This window comes from Mycobacterium sp. NGS58 (assembly GCF_059812385.1).
Genome location: NZ_JCALCO010000012.1, coordinates 37,839 through 53,543 on the forward strand (window position 1 = coordinate 37,839; position 15,705 = coordinate 53,543).

A 15,705-nucleotide genomic window follows, 5' to 3' on the forward strand; every position below is an offset into this window, starting at 1 on the left:
CGAGTGTGGGCGTCGGAGAGCGCCTAACCGCCCCGGGCGGCGATCATCGCCGAGCGGTTGACCTTGGTTGCCGCCGTGCGGGGGATGGCGTCGACGAATTCGACGGTCTTGGGGGCCTTGTAGTGCGCCAGCCGGCCTTTGGCGTACTCGATCACCTGCTGTTCGGTCAACGGCACGCCGTCGGCGACCTGAATCACCGCATGCACTCGCCGTCCCCACCGCGTGTCAGGGAGCCCAATGACCACCACGTCAGCGATGCCCGGGTGACCCGCGAGCGCCGACTCGACCTCCGCCGGAAAGACATTGGCGCCGCCGGTGACGATCATGTCGACGCGGCGGTCGACGATGTAGAGGAAGCCGTCCTCGTCGAGGTGGCCGATATCGCCGGCGGAGCGGAAGCCGTCCTCGGTCGACGGCAACGGCGCCGCACCCCCCAGATAGCGCGACCCCGCACTCATCGGCGCGCGCAGGTATATCTCGCCGTGCTCGCCGGGACCCAGCGGTCGTTTGTCGGCGTCCAGGATCCGGATCTCGGTATCCCGGAAACCGCGACCGACACTGCCCGGGTGGGCGAGCCACTCGTCACCCCGCAATGCGGTGAGTCCGAGGTTCTCGGTCATGCCGTACGCCGACACGATTCGCTCCGGGCTCAGCAGTTCGAACCAGGTGTGCATCAGCGACGGCGGCATCACGGCGGCGCCCTGCAAGATGAAAACGACGCTGGACAGGTCTCGCTGACGGACGTCCGGCCGGGCCGCGATGCGCGCCAGCATGGTGGGCGTGGCGGTGAAATTGGTGATCCGAAATCGTTCGATCACATCCAACGCCAGTGCGGCGTCGAACTTTTCGAGTATGACAAGGTGGTCGCCTGCGAGCAGGAAGAAGAAGGTAGCAAAGCCGTTGGTGTGATACATGGGTGCGGGCACCATGATGGTCTGCGGCTGCGCCACCGGTGTCCAGTTCGCCAGAAACGGCTCGCCGTGCTGAGGCGTCCACAGCGATGGTGCCAAGCTGAGGATCACCTTGGGTACGCCGGTCGAACCGCTGCTGCAGATGCCGTTGACGTGAGGGGAGACCGCGGGGGGCAGCGGGCTTGCGGATTCGCCGGCCGCGCAAGTTTCCAACTCCCACCGCGTCTTTTCGTCCACCACGACGGCGGGGTCGATCACCTCGCGCACCCGGTCTCGCTCCCACTCGGGAAGATCCCAGTGCATGGGGACGGGGACCGCGCCGATCTTCCAGCACCCCAGCGTCGCCAGCACGAGATGTAGCGAGTTCGGAATGGCCAGTGCCACGAGGGAATTCGTTTGCGCGCCCAGGCCGCTCAGCGCCCTGCCCCACTGGTTGGCGCGCGCCTCGAGTTCGCCGAAAGTCATCGACTCCGCGGTGCCGTCGAGCGCGACGACGGTGACACCGGGATCGTCGCGGCGTTGTTCGGCGAGGTCGTGCAATTTGGTCGCGAATGGGATTCCCTCGTCGAACGGATTGGGCGTCACCTCGGCCGCGGGGGCGGGGCTCATTTGCGCCGCTCCTCTCCCCCGCAAGCGGGAGGTACCCCCACATCGCTTCGTCCCCCGCAAGCGGGAGGTGCCCCCACTGCATCGTCACCGGCGCGGGTCACGCCGATACCGGCCCGCTGAACAGTGTTTCGAACGACCCATCCGACACGGACGGCATCAGGCGCAACGCCAGTTCCTCGGTGCCCAGCGGCAATCGCATCAGCGGCTGGGTGTGCCGATCGAGGACGCTGACGTCGGACTCGTCGCAGAAGCCCAGGGCTCCGAGCAATTGATGGGACGAGCGCATCACCTGTCGTGCCGTGTCGGCGGCCTTGAGCCGAAGGATCAGGGCGTCGGCCGAATGAATCTGCGCCGGAAGTGATTCCGGGCGGCAAATGGTGAACTTCGCGAGTTCGTGCAGTCCGCGGACCGCGACGGCCGCGTCGGCGACGGCGAACCTGACGGCCTGAAAGTCCGCCAGCGGCTTGCCGAACTGAACGCGGGCGCGCACATGCTCGGTGACAATCCGCAACGATTGCTGCACCGCTCCCAGAATCCGCCATGATCCCAGCACGAGATGAAGGTTAACGTCGGCGGCGGGCACGGTCCCCTCGGGTGGGCTCAAGGTCGCGGGGACCAGGAACGGCCCCAGCTTGGCGCCGGTCCGCGAGGCCGGCTGAGGCCGGTATCGATTCCCGTCCAGGTCGGCCGCTACCCAGTCACCGGCCAGATCGCCGTGGTCGATGCGCGGGGCTTTCGGGTTGACCAGGGCAAGGCGCGCGCCATCAACGGCCAGCAGCTCCTCCACCAAGGGGTAGGGGAGGACGGTGGCGCCGGCGGCCTGACACAGCACCGCCGCGGCGAGCAGGTCATCCGGGGCCGAGCGCACGTCGAGGTCGAACGCGCCGACATCGTGCAGCGCGGCGCGGGCCGCGTCGCGAATGGCATCGTCGGTCTCGGCGCGCAGCGCGGCCGGTGGTCCGCCCAACCGGGTGAGCCGCTTGCCTGCGACGGCGGCGAAGTCGCTGACATCCTGTGGTAGATCGGTTTTCACCTGTGTTCTCCCAACACGTCTCGTGCCACCAACATGCGCTGGACCTCGATGGTGCCCGACGCGACGGTGGCCGCTTGCGCGTAACGCCAGTGGTCTTCGATGGCTCCGTGCAGTGGCGCGGAGCTTCCGCTGTCCAGTGCCGTCGGGCCAAGCACGTCGAACAGCAGCTCGGCGACGAGTTGGTCACACGTCGTGGTGATGATGCGCGCGGCACTGGCGGCCGCCCCCGCCGCCGGGTCGTCTTGCAGTGATACGGCACGATAGGCCAGCAACCGGGCGACCCGTAGGTCCGCGAGTGCCCGCACCCATCGGGTGCGGATGGTTTCGGGCAGCTGGTCCCAGTCGTCGCCGAGGTGGGCGCGCATCCTTTCGAGCAGCGATTCGCAGCGCGCGTAGCGTGCGATGCCCACTCGCTCGTAAGCCAGAGCTTCGCGCATCACCCGCCACCCGTCGCCGACGTCGCCGAGCACATCGCCGGGACAGGCCTGCACATCGTCCAGGAACATCTCGTTCAGGTGGTGCGGTCCCAGCATCGACGGGATCGGTCGGACGGTGAAGCCGGCCCGATCCATCGGAATCAAAAACAGGGTGAGCCGCTTGTGTTTTGGCGCGTCGGGGTCGGTACACGCCGCCAACACGCACCACGATGCCATCTGCGCGTACGACGTCCACACCTTCTGGCCGGTGATGCGCCATCCGTCGCCGTCCGCAACGGCGCGGGTACGCAACGACACCAGGTCGGTTCCGGCCTCCGGCTCGGAAAAGCCCTGGCACCAGATCACGTCTCCGGAGGCGATGGCCGCCAGGTGCTTAGCCTTCTGTTCGGCCGTCCCGTACCGCATCAGTGCGGGCCCGACCCAGTTGATGCCCATGTATTGCGGACCGCGCGGCTCGTGCTGGGCCCACATCTCCTCGCGCAGCACGGTCTGCTGCCACACCGAACCGCCGCCGCCACCATGCTCTTTCGGCCAAGCCAGCGCCAGCAGCCCCTCGGTCGCCAGTAATTTGCAGAACGTCTCGGTGGTGGCTAGGTCCTGCGGGTTCTCGGTGCAGGCCCCCAGAAAGTCGGCGGGGATGTGGTTGGCAACCAGCTCGCGCAGATGGCGTCGCAGTTGCCCGGCGTCGTCGCCGAGGTCGTAATCCATTGTCGTCATCCCTTCGGCAGCCCGAGCAGCCGCTCGGCGATGATGTTGCGCTGAACCTCCGACGTTCCGCCGTAGATGGTCGCGGCCAGCGCGTCCTGGCGTTCGAACAGCAGATCCGGATCGGTGGCCGAATCGGGGCCCGCGGCCGCGGCGCTCAATTCCCAAACGCGCTGCAAGGTAAGCGATCCGAGCAACTTCATGGTATCGGCCTCCGGGCTCGGCCGGCCCGCGAGTTCGTTGCCCAACGCGCGGTATCCGGTGGCCCGCAACGCCTCGGCGTCGGCGAGCAGCGAGCCGAGTTCGGCGTACACGCTCGAGTCCGCGGCGCCGGCGTTGCGCACCGATTCGAGTCCGCGGGTGATCTCGACCCAGTTCATGATCCAGATCATCTGGCGCTCGTGGTGCAGCGAGGACAGGGCGACATTCCAGCCGCCGTTCAGTGGCCCCAGCAGGTTCTCGGCCGGCACCTCGACGTCGTCGAGGAAGACCTCGCAGAACGTCTCGTCGGAGATCGACGCCATCCGAATGGGCTCGATGCGCACGCCCGGGGAATGCAGATCGAGGATGAGGCAGGAGATGCCGCGGTGTTTGGGCGCGTCGGGATCGGTGCGGGCATACAAGGTGCACCAGCGCGACAGGTGCGCGTGCGTGGTCCAGATCTTGTGGCCGTTGACCCGGAAGATATCGCCGTCGCGCTCGGCGCGGGTCCGCAGACCCGCGAAATCCGACCCGGCTTCGGGCTCGGACATGCCCAGCGCCCACCACTCGTCGCCGCGCAGCAGCGGCACGAGCAGACGCTCGATCTGGGCGGGCGTGCCGAACTGTCGAATGCCGGGCGCGGCTACCCCGGGACCCTGAATGTTGGGCAGCTTGGGTGCCGACCGCAGCGCCGCCTCGATCCGGACTTCCATGGCGTCGCGCAGGCCCAGCGATCGACCGCCGTGCTCGCGGGGCCAGGTCGGCTGCAGCCAGCCGGCCTCGAACGAGGCCCGCTGGTAATCGCGCCGCAACCCGAGATCCCAGCGGTACTGCCGGTAGTTCGCGTAGTAGTCGTCGGGCAGGAAATCAGCCAGCCACGTGCCGAATTCCGCGACGACCGGGCTCATGCGGCACCCCCGCAAAATCGTCGACCCACCTGGTAATACAGGGAGCGGCTGTCGCCCAGCATCGCGGCGCCTTGCCAGGCGCGCCTGACGTAGAGGTGCGCGTCGTGTTCCCAGGTCTGTCCCAGGGCGCCGTGCACTTGCACGGCGGTGCGCGCGCAACCGGCCGCTGCGTCGTTGGCCGCCGCCTTGGCCAGCGCCGCGGCGGTCCACACCTCGGCGGGTGGCATCGCCGGATCCGCGAGCCGGGCCGCCGCCGCATAGGTCAGGCTGCGGGCGCGTTCGACACTGACGTAGTTGTCGGCCAGCGCGTGTTTGATGCCCTGGAACCCGCCGATCGGCCGGCCGAACTGGCGCCGTGATTTCGCGTGCTCGACCGAGCGGCGCAGCGCTGCGCTGGCCACGCCGAGGAGGTCGGCGGCCGAGGCCACCCAGGGCGCCGTCAACGCCGATTCGAGGTCAACCGGTGCGACCGCGATGGGCTCGGCGTCGATCTCGACGTCGGCCAGCGGTTGAGCGGGGTCGGTGGATTCGGCCACCGGCAGCACGGTGACCCCGTCGCCGCAGCGGACGACGGCCGCCACGGTGTCACCCTCGTCCGAGCGGGCCAGGGTGACGACGAGCTCCGCGCGCGAGAGGTTGGGGACGGCGACGGCGGAGCCGCGCAGCCGTCCCTGAGACAGCGTCATCGGAGCGCCGGGCAATCGCGATCCCTGGGGGTGGACGGCCAGGGTGGCCACCACACCGCCGGCAATGTCGGTCAGCACCGAGTCGAGACCACTGTCGCGCAACGCGCCCGCGGCCAGACCGACGCTGCCCAGCAACGGAATTGGCGCGATGGCGGCGCCGCATTCCTCGAGAACCACGGTTAGCTCGACAGGTCCGTAGTCGCCGGTGTCAGGGGCGGCGAGCTCGGTCCAGCCGAGGTCGACGACGGTCTTCCACAGAGTGCGCCAGCGCTCGGGGTCGGTAATCGCCTGGCGCGCGGCGTCGGGTGGGCACTCCGTACGTAATATGTCGCGTACGGTGTCGCGCAGCGACAGCTGCTCCGAGTTCAGTCCGACATCCATAAGACCTCTAACATAGTAAAGATAATAAACTAGCCGTGCCGTCGCAATCGCACGGATGTGGACGCATAGGTGGCGCATGGCCGAGTGGTATCTGTTCCTGCCGCAGGTGAGGCTGTCGGCGGCCGACATCGCCGATCGGGCACGTCACGCCGAGGCCAGCGGCTTCGACGGGATCGCCTTCATCGACCATCTCGAGGCTCCCGGCCTGCCCGACGAAAGCATCTGGGAGGCAATGGGCATTGCCACCTGGGTGGCGGCCAGAACCGAGCGGCTGCGGATCGGCCATCTGGTGCTGTGTGACGGGTTCCGGCACCCGGCGGTGCTCGCCAAACAGGCCGTCACCTTGTCAGAGGCATCGGGGGGCAGATTCGAGCTTGGCCTCGGAGCCGGATCGTGGCCGTCGGAACTCGCGAGATTTGATGTCGGGCAACAGGATCCGCGGGCCAGAGTCGAGCAGCTCGGCCGTCACCTGGAACTGATCAGGGGCTACTGGGGCGACGGCGACGAGCAATCCGGCGCGGCTCCGCAAGCTCCACGCAGGTCGTACCCGATACCGCTGGTTCTGGGTGGGAGCGGACCAAGGATGATGAAACTCGTTCGTAGACACGCGGATTGGTGGAACCTGCCGGCGAACCAGCTCGACAGATTGGCGAAGCTCGCCCCGGCCGCGGGAAGGGCCCGCATGTCGATTCAGCAGATGGTGGGCTTCGTGCGGTCGGGCGACGACCCCGACGCCGTGCGCGAGGTGAGCACCCGCAGATTCGGCAACCTGGGGTCCGGGCTGGTCTGCGGCGACGCTGACGAGTTGATCGGGCACTTCAGCGGTCTGGCCGCCCAGCAGGTCCAGCGGTTCTACGTATGGTTCGCTGACTTCGCCGCCCCGGACTCCCTGGACGAGTTCGGCGAATCGGTGATCAAAGCCTTCCCCGTGCCGTAGGCCTCAGCGGCGTTGCGCGCGCCGCCGGGCTTCGGTGGGGACGACCGGGGGTCGCGCGAAGGGGCCGCGCTGGACCGCCGACAGCCGGATCTCGGGCAGATCGACCGACGGGTCGACGGTGTCCAACCAGGCCACCGTCTCGGCGACGTCGGATACCCCGATCGCGTACATCTCGAATGGAACGTCCTGCAGCATTTCGGTGGCCACCGGTCCCGGCGTGACGATGTGCACGCTGATGCCGTCACGGTCGACTTCGAGGGCCAAGGCGCGCGCGAACGCATTCATGCCGGCTTTCGAGGCGGAGTACGCGGTGCGGGCCGGCATGGGCTCGTGTGCCGCCGAGGACGAAATGAACACCAATCGTGAGCCCGCTGTCATTTTCGGCAGCACCGCCGAGGTCACCACGAAGCACGAATCCAGGTTGGCCGAAATGATGGTTTGCCACTGCTCGAAGGTCTGCTTGCGCGCGTAGGTACCGCCGAGCGCACCCGCCGCGTGAACAACCAGGTCGATTGTCTCCAATGCGCTTATCGCAGCGGCGAATCCGCCGGGGTCAGACGCGTCGGCCACGAGGTGGCGGGCACCGATCTCCTCGGCGGCCGCGCGTAACGGGGCATCGCGGCGCGCCGAGAGCACCACGTCATAGCCGCGCTCAACCAGCTTGCGTGCGCATCCTTTTCCGATCCCGCCGCTTCCGCCGGTGACTAATGCGGTTCGCATGAAAGTCGCAGGCCGCTCGTCAGGAGTGCCGAATGTCCCGCGGCCGCGACAACGCCTGCGGGGAGAGTGCATAGATGCGTTGATCGTGCTGACCGGACAGCACGTAGGTCTGCGTATCGGCCAGGTGGCGGCCCGCGATGCGGCGGGCCCGGTCGACGTTGCCCTCGGCGATCGTCTCGGCCAGCTTGACGTGCGTGTTGAGCACCGCGCGGCGCTGGGCGAGCGAAGGGTAGGTGCCGCGCGACGCACTCTCGTCGGCCCATTGCCGTTCGTGACTGCTCCACAGTGTCTCCAGGCTCCCCACGACCGCGATGATCGTGTGATTGCCGCAACCGCGGACGATGAGATCATGGAACTCGCGTCCGATCTCGGTGAAAAGCCTTCCATCGTCCAGGTTTTCGGCCATCGACTCGTTGATCCTGGTGAGCTCGAGGATCAGGGTGTCCGCCCGGTCCGGCCGGCGGGCGGCCAGTGCGGCGCAGGCGGGCTCGAGTTCCTGCAAGGCCATGCCGAGGTCGGCGACCTCGACGGACTCGCTCTGCAGCAACAACCCGAGCATGTAGGCGGCGCTGGTCTTCGCCGGGGCGTGGACGACGGCGCCGCCACGGTTGCCGCGCCGCACCGACACCAAGCCTTCGGTCTCCAGGATCCGCAGGGCTTCGCGCAACGAGACCAGGCTCACGTTGAACTGTTCGACGAGCACCTCTTGCCGCGGCAAGAGATCACCGTCCGCGAGCTCGCCGTCGATGATCTGACGGCGCAACTCGTCGGCTACGATTTCGGCGATCCGCGGCGCAGACAACCGGCGCCGGGCGTCGGGGCCAATTCCCAAGGCGGTCATCCGATCCTCTGAACACATGCAACTCGCTGGCTTAGCTATTTTAGCAGTAATGATATAAATAGCTTCTCTGGTCGCTTGCCGATCGGAAGGGCGGGTGCAATTGAGCGAGCGGTCCGAAGGCCGGCCGACACCGCTAAACGATTTGCGTGTCGTCGAGATCAGTGACCGGATAGCGGGCAGCTACTGCGGGAAGCTGCTGCGCGACGCCGGCGCGCAGGTGCACAAATTTGAACCGCCGCAAGGGGATTGGTTACGGCGGTACTCCGCGAGTGGATCCGCGATCCCCGAGGAACGCAGCGCACCGTTTTTTAGTTACCTCAACGCGGGCAAGCGCAGCATGACCTTCGCCGCTGGCTCACAGCGCTACCGCGACGAATTGGCCGGTGCCGACGTCGTCATCGTCACCGCCGGGCGGACGCGCGCCTCGGCGCTGGGCGTCGACCCCTCGCAACTGCTGGAACACTCGCGCCGCGCGATCATCGTCACCATCTCCGACTTCGGCTGGACCGGACCCTACGCAGACCGGGCGGCCACCGAGTTCACCCTGCAGGCGTGGGCGGGCTCGCCCGGCTTCCGCGGCGATCCCGCCGGGCCGCCGATCTCCATCGGTGGCGACCTCGGCGAGTACATGGGTGGCGTGTTCGCCGCGTTCGGCGTACTGGCACTGCGCCGCCGCGTCGAGCAGGGCGGACCGGGCGAACACCTGGATCTGTCCATGCTGGAAGCCATCACCACGATGCAGAGCAGCGAATGGCTGCATTCACAGCTGCTGCGCGTCCCGCCGATCCGTCGCACCACCGAGGTGCCGTCGATTGAACCCGCCAAGGACGGGTACGTCGGGATCACCATGGTCACCGGTCAGCAGTGGCTCGATTTCGCCGCGATGGTCGAATGTCCGCAGCTGGAGGAGATCGAACAGCTGCGGTTTCAGATCGGCCGGTGGCAATATCGCGACCTGATCCGCGAGCAGATCCACCCGTGGCTGGCCGAACGGACCGTCGCCGAAATCGTCGAGCTCGGGCAACTGTTCCGGCTGCCCATCGCCGCGCTCGGCAACGGCTCGACCATCCGGGAGCTGGAATACGTGCGCGAGCGCGGGGTCTTCACCCGCAACCCCGCCGGGTTCGATCAGCCCCGGCCGCCTTGGCTGATGTCGGTGTGCGCGCCCGCGCCCGTGGGTGACACGCCCGGTCTCGGTGAGGCCGGTGGCGAATCCCCTTGGCGCCGTGTGGAACCCGAGGCCGAACCGTTGCCGGACGGGCTACCGCTGGCCGGTGTGCGCATCATCGACCTGACCGCGTTCTGGGCCGGCCCCGCCGCGACCCACCTGCTGGCCGCCTTCGGCGCCGACGTCGTCAAGATCGAGTCGATCCAGCGTCCCGACGGCATCCGATACTCGGGCGGGATGCGCACCGACGTGGACGACTGGTGGGAGTACGGCTGGGTGTTCCACGCGATGAACACCAACAAGCGTTCGGTGACACTGGATTTGGGCTCCGAGCAGGGGCGTCGCCTGTTCACCCAGTTGGTCGCCGACGCCGACGTCGTGATCGAGAACTTCTCGCCGCGCGTGATGGAGCAATTCGGGCTCACCGACGAGGTGCTGCGCAAGGTCAACCCGAAACTGGTGTTCGCCCGAATGCCCGCTTTCGGTGTCGCAGGGCCATGGCGGGAGAGGGTCGGGTTCGCCCCCACCATGGAACAGATCGCCGGCCTGGCCTGGGTGACCGGCCTGCCGGAGGCGCCGCCGGTGACGCCGCGCGGCGCCTGCGACCCGCTGGCCGGCGTGCACGCCGCGTTCGCCGTGCTGGCCGCGCTGAGCTTCGCCGAACGCACCGGAACGGGCCAACTGGTCGAGCTGCCGATGCTCGAAACCGTGCTCAACGCCACCGCGATCCAGGCGATCGAGTCCGAAGTCTTCGGGGTGACCCTGAGCCGTCGCGGCAACCGTGGTCACAGCGTCGCTATCCAGAACATCTACCGGTGCGCCGGATCGGACGACTGGATCGCGATCACCGTTCGCGATGACGCGCAATGGCGGGCGCTGGTGGACATCATGGAGCGACCAGCGTGGTGCGACGACGAGGAGCTGTCCACCGTCACCGGGCGCCACGGTCGAGCCGACGAAGTCGATCGCAGGCTGGCGGATTGGTTCACCGGGCAGCCACTTGCCCCGACGGTCGAGCGGTTGGCCGGCGCGGGTGTGCCCACGGCTCCGGTGGTGTCGCCGTCGCTGGTCACCGACAACCCGCAACTGCGTGAACGCGGCTTTTTCGAGGCACTGCATCACGCGAGTACCGGGCTCGGCCTGTACCCCTGCCCGCCGTTCGCCCGGCTCGCGGGTCAGGACAAGTGGTTGCTGCGGCCGCCGCCGAAGCTGGGCGAGCACAATGAGGACATCCTGCGCGATCGGTGCGGGCTGACCGACGAAGAACTGACACGCCTCGCGACCGGCGGGGTGGTCGGGACCCGACCCAAGGGCCTCTAGAGAAGTGGAGGGCATTTGATGCGTGTAACGGTCGACGAGAACCTGTGTGAAGCCAACGGCTTTTGCGAATCGCTTGCGGCGGAAGTGTTCGAGCTGGGCGACGCCGACGTGGTGCAGATCGCCGACGGCCCCGTGCCGCCGCGGCTGGAAATCGACGTGCGCGCCGCGGTGGACCAATGTCCCAAGGCCGCGTTGCGGCTGCAGGACTGACCCGCCCCGGACTCAGCGTCGCTCGGTCAGCTTTATGGCCATCTCGTCGTAGATCGACATGTTGGTGGCCAGGTTCGGATGAGCCACCTTCGCCGGACCGATCTCGATGTCATCGCAGCGCAGAAACAGTTCGTCGAGGACCGCGCGGAGTTCCGCGCGGGCCAGCATCGCGCCCAGGCAGTGGTGCGGCCCGCCGCCCCCGAACGCCACGTGGGGATTGGGCTGTCGGCCGATGTCGAAGGTGAAGGGGGAATCGAAGACCTCCTCGTCGCGATTGGCCGAACGAAGGGTCGACACCACGCGTTCGCCCTTGGCGATGTGCTGGCCGTCCATCTCGACGTCGACCTTTGCGGTGCGCGTCCAGTACGCGACCGGCGACGCCCAGCGCAACACCTCCTCGACCGCGCCGGCCCGCAGGTCTTCCCGCTCGCGATACCGGTCCATCTGCGCGGGATTGGCGACGAACGCCTGCAACCCGATGGCCAGCGCGTTCTTGGTGGTGTCGCTGCCGGCAAACGCCAGCACGAAGAAGAAGAACTCGAGTTCGTTTTCGGGCAGGCTGAACTCCTCGCCGTCGTCACCGGTGATCACCGCGGACGCGAGCGTGCTCCAGATGTCGTCGGTGGGACTGCGCCGTTTTTCGGCGGTGAGCTCCATCGCGTACCCGAAGACCTCGCCGAAAAGTTCGAGTTCTACCTGCCCGCTCGGCTGCGCCTCGGGAGCCAGCGCCTTCAGGATGCGGTCGAAGATGTCGAATATTCGTGGCCGGTCTTCCTCCGGGATGCCGATGATGTCGCCGATGACCGACATCGGTAACGCGTCGGCGACGTCCTCGATCCAGTCCCCACCGCCGCGCGCGAGCAGGCCGTCGATCATCCGCGCCGCACGTGCCCGGATCCCGTTCTCCAGCTTGGCGATCGCCCGCGGATTGAAGGCATTGGAGATCAGTTTGCGGCGCTTGTTCAGGTCCGGCGGATCCAACGTGATGATCGTCGGGAACGACGAGAACATGGCGACCGGCTGGATGAGTGGGCCGTCCGCCGCGGTGAACGAATCGGTGTCGCGGTGCAGCCGGACCGCGTGCCGGTGTTTGGTGGCCACCCAGAACTGACGCTGGACGGTGTCGGCGACGCCCGGGGTCAGGTCGTGCCGAAAAAGCGGCTTGGTGCGCCGCAGCTCGGCGAATAGCTCGTCGGGAAAACCATTACGCCACAAGGCGAAATCGGAAAGGTCCACCGCAGCGGCCGTCATGCGAACCCCCATTGGCTCAGGCGCCACGCGACGACAGGCGGGCGCCGCGTTGACGTTCAATGTCTAAAATAGTAAAAATAGACTTTAGTCGTCGAAACGCGGTGAGGTAAGAGCGGCCCAGATGCGCCCGGCCGCGTGGGAAACGGAGTACTCGTGACGCATACGATTCCAGAATCAGACCCTTCGGAACGCGAGTTCGGGCAGGCCGGCATCGCGCTGTCGACCTACCGTTTCCCGACGGGCTGGTTCATCGTCGCCTTCGGAACCGATCTGGCGCCCGGCCAGGTCAGGCGCGCGCACTACTTCGGTGAGGAGTTAGTGCTGTTCCGCACCGAGTCGGGCCAGGTCCACGTGATGGAGGCCTACTGCCAGCACCTCGGCGCCAACCTCGGGGTCGGTGGCACCGTGGAAGGCGAGAACATCGTCTGCCCGTGGCATGGCTGGCAGTGGCGCGGCAACGGCACCAACGCGCTGATTCCCTACAGCAAGATCGGCTGCAAGAACAACGTCCGCATCCGGACCTACCCGAGCATGGAGTGGTACGGCTTCATCCTGGCCTGGCACGAGCGGCACGGCCGGGCACCGTACTGGCAGCCGCCGGTGCTGCCGGAATTGGAGACCAACGAGTATTACCCGCTGCACCCGCACACCCAGATGCTGAACCGGGTCAAGGTGCATCCGCAGATGATCATCGAAAATGCGGCTGATCCCTATCACGTTCAGTACGTGCACAAGGCCGCCAATCCGGCCACCACCGCGTCGTTCGAGGTGGCCGGGTACCACCTGCACGCCACCGTCAACGCCCATTTCGGCGGGGGACGCGCGCAGACGTGGCTGACCCCGAACGGTCCGGTCGACGCCAAGATCATCTACGACAACTATTCGCTGGGCCTGGGCGTGGTGCGCTTTCCCAGCGAACTGGTGGCCACCGTGCAGGTCACCGGCCAGACGCCGGTCGACGAGGACTACACCGACTACTTCTACACCCAGGCTTCCGTGCGTGAACCCGGCGACAACGGTGACGTGCCCACCGGACGCGCCGCCCGCTTCCTCGCCCTTCAGCAGGAGGTCATCAAACAGGACTTCTTCACCTGGGAGAACATGAAATACCTGGAGAAGCCGAATCTGGCTCCCGAAGAGGCGCACGACTACGCGGCCCTGCGCCGCTGGGCGCACCGCTTCTACCCGGGCGAGGAGCCGTCGCCCTCCGACTTCGGTTACAGCGCCGACGGCGAGCCCGACCCCGCGGCCGCCAAAGCTTGATCAGATCCAGACACCCTGATGTGCGCTGACCGCCGCGGGCCCGCGCAGCCCTCCGATTTCGGCGTCGACAGCTTCACCGTGCCGGCCGTGCTCGATCGCCGCGCGCAGCAGTATCCCGATCGGGTGATGATGTCGATCGCCGGTGTCGACGTGAGCTTTGAGCAGATGCGCCAGCGGTCCTGCGCGGCGGCAAACATGTTGACCCGTTTAGGTGTCGGGCAAGGAGATTGCGTCGCGTTGTTCGCCGGCACATGTCCGGAGTGGGTGTACTTCTGGCTGGGCGCCGCACGGATCGGGGCGGTGAGCGCGGCGATCAACGCCGCGAACAAGGGCGACTTCCTGCTGCACGCCCTTCGCCTGTCGCGCGCCAAGGTGATGTTGACCGACGCCGAACGCCGGCCTCGCGCCGTCGAGGTCGCCGACGCGGTAGACACTCTGACAAACATTGTGGTGCAGGATGATTCATTGACGGCGACACTGGCTCAGAACACGGAAGGCGAAGCGACGGGCGGCCCGGGAGGTTCGGGCGACCTTGCGTGCTTGTTCTACACGTCCGGCACCACCGGCCCGTCCAAAGCGGTCGCCACCACATGGCACTACCTGTTTTCGGTGGCCGCGACCGTCGCGTCGGCCTGGGAATTTCGCGAAGGCGAGGTGCTGTGGACGGCGATGCCGCTGTTTCACCTCAGCGCGGCACCCAGCATCTTGGCGCCCATGTTGATGGGTGCGACGACGGTGCTGGCCGCGGCTTTTCACCCGGGCGAGGTGTGGGATGACATACGCGCCCGCGGTGCCATCGGGTTCGCCGGCGCCGGGGCGATGGTCTCGATGCTGCAGAATCTTCCCGCGAATCCGGACGACGCACGACTACCGCTGCGGTTCATCTCCGCCGCGCCGATCGACGCGACCTCCTTCCGTGACATCGAGAAGCGCTACGGCTGTCGCATCGTCACGATGTACGGCCTTACCGAGGCGTTCCCCATCGCGGTCAAGGCGGTGGCCGATGCCGGGGTTCCCGGAACGTCCGGGCGGCCCAATCCCGATTTCGAGGTGCGGATTCTGGATGAACGAGGGAACCCGCTGCCCGCCGACACCGTGGGTGAGATCGCCTGTCGGCCCAGGCATCCCGGTGTGATGAGCGAGGGCTACGTGGGCGATGATTCGCGGATAAAGCCGCATCCGGAATGGTTTCGCACCGGCGACCTCGGGCGGCTCGATTGCGATCAGAACCTGACGTATGTGGACCGGCTCAAGGATGCATTGCGCCGCCGCGGTGAAAACATCTCTTCGGTCGAAGTGGAGCGCGTCGTCATGTGCCATCCGGCGATTGCCGAGGCCGCCGCCATCGGCGTGCCCAGCGACCTCGGTGAGGACGACGTTCTGGTGGTGGTCACCCTGCGGTCCGGCACCACACTGGATTTCGCGGAGCTGCTCGACTTCTGCGCGGCGCGCATGCCGTATTTCTGCGTCCCAAGATTCGTGGAGGCCGTCAGCGAACTCCCGAAGAATGTGATCGGCCGGATACGTAAGGACTTATTGCGCGAGCGGGGCGTCAATCCGAAAACGTGGGATCGCGAAAGCAGGGGGTATGTCGTTAGCCGTTAGGTTCCGATACTGTCACCTAATAGTCGATAAGTTGCCTTAGTGTTCCGTCAGCCCATTGTTGGCAGTGATTTCCGAGAGAGGCTGAAAAGCGATGACCATGACTTATCAGGAACAGCAAATGCTCCAAGCCGCCATCGGACGCGCTGCCATCCTAAATCTGGACGCCCGGCACAATCGGGCCTTTTCCGAAGGCGACCGTGACCGCTGGATCTCGACGTTCCGGCACTCCGGTGCCAGCTACACCCGTGACGGTGAGTTGTTCAACGACCTGCGTTCGGCCTTCGACGGTGGCGATGGCCAGCGACTGACCACGGTCGATCACGAAATCCATGTCGACGGGGTCAACGCGACTCAGCATTGCGTCGCCGTACTTTTCGCCGCCATGTACGGCGACACCGTGCTGCGGGCCACCGGGATATTCCGTGACACGTTGATCTACGAGCGGGGCGGCTGGTACTTCACTTCCCGTACGTTGCAGTGGGATTCGGTGCCGAGCCGGCACCCGCTCGTCATGTGAAG

The 15,705-nt window shown here is 66.8% G+C and carries 14 protein-coding genes; 6 read left to right on the forward strand and 8 right to left on the reverse strand.

Features of this window, described 5'->3' with window-relative positions:
- Positions 1-23: 23 nt before the first annotated feature.
- The 5 genes from AC5Y4H_RS13545 to AC5Y4H_RS13565 form a co-directional block, all read right to left on the reverse strand.
- Complete coding sequence (locus AC5Y4H_RS13545) at positions 24-1,520, reverse strand: class I adenylate-forming enzyme family protein (RefSeq protein ID WP_499982431.1); 1,497 nt, start codon at positions 1,518-1,520, stop codon at positions 24-26.
- A gap of 97 nt (positions 1,521-1,617) precedes the next feature.
- Positions 1,618-2,553 carry an acyl-CoA dehydrogenase family protein gene (locus AC5Y4H_RS13550; protein WP_499982433.1) on the reverse strand — a complete coding sequence of 312 codons (936 nt, stop codon included), beginning with the start codon at positions 2,551-2,553 and terminating at the stop codon, positions 1,618-1,620.
- Positions 2,550-3,707, reverse strand: a complete 1,158-nt coding sequence (locus AC5Y4H_RS13555) for an acyl-CoA dehydrogenase family protein (RefSeq protein ID WP_499982435.1) — start codon at positions 3,705-3,707, stop codon at positions 2,550-2,552. The genes AC5Y4H_RS13550 and AC5Y4H_RS13555 overlap by 4 nt, the downstream gene beginning before the upstream one ends.
- Complete coding sequence (locus tag AC5Y4H_RS13560) at positions 3,704-4,804, reverse strand: acyl-CoA dehydrogenase family protein (protein WP_499982437.1); 1,101 nt, start codon at positions 4,802-4,804, stop codon at positions 3,704-3,706. The genes AC5Y4H_RS13555 and AC5Y4H_RS13560 overlap by 4 nt, the downstream gene beginning before the upstream one ends.
- Positions 4,801-5,871 carry an acyl-CoA dehydrogenase family protein gene (locus tag AC5Y4H_RS13565; RefSeq protein WP_499982439.1) on the reverse strand — a complete coding sequence of 357 codons (1,071 nt, stop codon included), beginning with the start codon at positions 5,869-5,871 and terminating at the stop codon, positions 4,801-4,803. Before AC5Y4H_RS13565 ends, AC5Y4H_RS13560 begins: the two co-directional genes overlap by 4 nt.
- 76 nt (positions 5,872-5,947) lie before the next feature.
- On the opposite strand from AC5Y4H_RS13565, the gene AC5Y4H_RS13570 reads away from it, so the two are divergent.
- Positions 5,948-6,808, forward strand: coding sequence for an LLM class flavin-dependent oxidoreductase (locus tag AC5Y4H_RS13570; RefSeq protein ID WP_499982441.1), 861 nt, complete (start codon positions 5,948-5,950; stop codon positions 6,806-6,808).
- A gap of 3 nt (positions 6,809-6,811) precedes the next feature.
- Here the strand turns inward: AC5Y4H_RS13570 and AC5Y4H_RS13575 are convergent, their stop codons facing one another.
- Together AC5Y4H_RS13575 and AC5Y4H_RS13580 are read right to left on the reverse strand one after the other, a co-directional pair.
- Positions 6,812-7,528, reverse strand: a complete 717-nt coding sequence (locus AC5Y4H_RS13575; RefSeq protein WP_499982443.1) for an SDR family oxidoreductase — start codon at positions 7,526-7,528, stop codon at positions 6,812-6,814.
- Between the two features lie 19 nt (positions 7,529-7,547).
- Positions 7,548-8,369: a FadR/GntR family transcriptional regulator gene (locus tag AC5Y4H_RS13580; protein WP_499982445.1), complete on the reverse strand. Its 822-nt coding sequence runs from the start codon at positions 8,367-8,369 to the stop codon at positions 7,548-7,550.
- A gap of 94 nt (positions 8,370-8,463) precedes the next feature.
- Here AC5Y4H_RS13580 and AC5Y4H_RS13585 point away from each other — a divergent pair, with 94 nt between their 5' ends.
- Positions 8,464-10,857, forward strand: coding sequence for a CaiB/BaiF CoA-transferase family protein (locus tag AC5Y4H_RS13585; protein ID WP_499982448.1), 2,394 nt, complete (start codon positions 8,464-8,466; stop codon positions 10,855-10,857).
- 18 nt (positions 10,858-10,875) lie between these two features.
- The gene (locus AC5Y4H_RS13590) at positions 10,876-11,067 is read left to right on the forward strand and encodes a ferredoxin (protein ID WP_067096537.1); all 192 of its coding nucleotides are present in this window, start codon (positions 10,876-10,878) and stop codon (positions 11,065-11,067) included.
- 12 nt (positions 11,068-11,079) lie between these two features.
- Here AC5Y4H_RS13590 and AC5Y4H_RS13595 read toward each other — a convergent pair whose 3' ends face one another.
- Positions 11,080-12,378, reverse strand: coding sequence for a cytochrome P450 (locus tag AC5Y4H_RS13595; RefSeq protein ID WP_499982450.1), 1,299 nt, complete (start codon positions 12,376-12,378; stop codon positions 11,080-11,082).
- Between the two features lie 93 nt (positions 12,379-12,471).
- Between AC5Y4H_RS13595 and AC5Y4H_RS13600 the strand changes: the two genes are divergently transcribed.
- From AC5Y4H_RS13600 to AC5Y4H_RS13610, 3 genes are all read left to right on the forward strand, one after another.
- A complete protein-coding gene (locus AC5Y4H_RS13600; RefSeq protein WP_499982452.1) occupies positions 12,472-13,581 on the forward strand; it encodes an aromatic ring-hydroxylating oxygenase subunit alpha in 1,110 nt (369 codons plus the stop codon).
- Between the two features lie 18 nt (positions 13,582-13,599).
- Positions 13,600-15,186 carry an AMP-binding protein gene (locus tag AC5Y4H_RS13605; RefSeq protein WP_499982454.1) on the forward strand — a complete coding sequence of 529 codons (1,587 nt, stop codon included), beginning with the start codon at positions 13,600-13,602 and terminating at the stop codon, positions 15,184-15,186.
- A gap of 91 nt (positions 15,187-15,277) precedes the next feature.
- Positions 15,278-15,703 (forward strand): nuclear transport factor 2 family protein, encoded by a 426-nt coding sequence (locus AC5Y4H_RS13610; RefSeq protein WP_499982455.1) that lies wholly within the window; start codon positions 15,278-15,280, stop codon positions 15,701-15,703.
- Positions 15,704-15,705: the final 2 nt, after the last annotated feature.

What these genes read in the sequence shown, in the direction of transcription:
- AC5Y4H_RS13610 (WP_499982455.1), top strand. Translation starts at nt 15,278, where the DNA reads ATGACCATGACTTATCAGGAACAGCAAATGCTCCAAGCCGCCATCGGA.
- AC5Y4H_RS13545 (WP_499982431.1), bottom strand. Translation starts at nt 1,520, where the DNA reads ATGAGCCCCGCCCCCGCGGCCGAGGTGACGCCCAATCCGTTCGACGAG.
- AC5Y4H_RS13565 (WP_499982439.1), bottom strand. Translation starts at nt 5,871, where the DNA reads ATGGATGTCGGACTGAACTCGGAGCAGCTGTCGCTGCGCGACACCGTA.
- AC5Y4H_RS13560 (WP_499982437.1), bottom strand. Translation starts at nt 4,804, where the DNA reads ATGAGCCCGGTCGTCGCGGAATTCGGCACGTGGCTGGCTGATTTCCTG.
- AC5Y4H_RS13590 (WP_067096537.1), top strand. Translation starts at nt 10,876, where the DNA reads ATGCGTGTAACGGTCGACGAGAACCTGTGTGAAGCCAACGGCTTTTGC.
- AC5Y4H_RS13580 (WP_499982445.1), bottom strand. Translation starts at nt 8,369, where the DNA reads ATGACCGCCTTGGGAATTGGCCCCGACGCCCGGCGCCGGTTGTCTGCG.
- AC5Y4H_RS13575 (WP_499982443.1), bottom strand. Translation starts at nt 7,528, where the DNA reads ATGCGAACCGCATTAGTCACCGGCGGAAGCGGCGGGATCGGAAAAGGA.
- AC5Y4H_RS13570 (WP_499982441.1), top strand. Translation starts at nt 5,948, where the DNA reads ATGGCCGAGTGGTATCTGTTCCTGCCGCAGGTGAGGCTGTCGGCGGCC.
- AC5Y4H_RS13555 (WP_499982435.1), bottom strand. Translation starts at nt 3,707, where the DNA reads ATGACGACAATGGATTACGACCTCGGCGACGACGCCGGGCAACTGCGA.
- AC5Y4H_RS13605 (WP_499982454.1), top strand. Translation starts at nt 13,600, where the DNA reads ATGTGCGCTGACCGCCGCGGGCCCGCGCAGCCCTCCGATTTCGGCGTC.